This is a genomic window from Mesorhizobium sp. M7A.F.Ca.CA.001.08.2.1 (assembly GCF_003998455.1).
GTDB lineage: Bacteria > Pseudomonadota > Alphaproteobacteria > Rhizobiales > Rhizobiaceae > Mesorhizobium > Mesorhizobium ciceri.
The window spans coordinates 1-742 of sequence record NZ_RZPW01001337.1 but is presented as its reverse complement, the minus strand read 5'-3'; the positions used below and the strand labels follow the sequence as shown (position 1 = coordinate 742).

The 742-nt window shown below is 65.0% G+C and carries 1 protein-coding gene and 1 pseudogene; one reads left to right on the top strand and one right to left on the bottom strand.

Features of this window, described 5'->3' with window-relative positions; all coding sequences use genetic code 11:
* Positions 1–292, top strand: a pseudogene (locus tag EN914_RS37235) (DUF480 domain-containing protein); the annotation flags it as partial.
* A 2-nt stretch (positions 293–294) separates the two neighbouring features.
* Here the strand turns inward: EN914_RS37235 and EN914_RS37230 are convergent.
* On the bottom strand, positions 295–742 hold a 448-nt coding region (locus EN914_RS37230; protein WP_164779260.1), incomplete at its 5' end, for a hypothetical protein.

Here is a 742-nt window from a genome sequence, read left to right as displayed (position 1 = left end):
GGCGCGCACCGAGCGCATGGCACGGTTTTCGTCGATCGAAGATCTGCGCGCCGAGCTCGACATGCTGATCGGCCGCCGACCGCCACTCATCCAGGAAATCCCACGCGGACCGGGCCAGCGCGAGGAGCGTTACGTCCATCTGCTGAGCGGGACTCCGCAGATCGCCCCCATCGCCATGCAGGCTGCGTCGGCTGCTTCATCTGCCTCCGGCCTCGAGGAGCGCGTCAGCGCCCTCGAGGAGGAGATTGCAATGTTACGCGCCCGCATCGACGCGCTGACCGGCGAGCGCTAGGTTCACCTCCTCGAGTAAACGCCGCTCGCTTCGCCGTCGGGGTCGATCAGCCGCAACTGGTTGTCGTCCAGTTGCCAGCGCAAGGAGACCGGCTTCAGGTCACCGGGCTTGAATTTCCAGAGGCCCGTGAGGTCGGGCCGGCAACCATTGACGGATTTGTAGGTTCCTGCCGTCGGCGTGAAAACCAGGGTCGAACCGCGCACGGAGGCCTTACCGGTTTTCAGGGTCAGCGACCGGACCTGACCGCAGCCGTCGACCAGAGACGATTGGAACAGCGCGTAATAGGTGCGCCCGTCAGCCCCGAAGGTAAAGGTGACGCTGCCGCCGCTGCCTGGATCGCAGTTGCTGAATGTGTCGCAATAATTGCCGCTGGCAACTGCAAAACCCCACTTGCCGACAAGCGCTGCCGGCATCGCACCGAGGCGCGAGCGTGTCGTCGGTCCCTTGCCC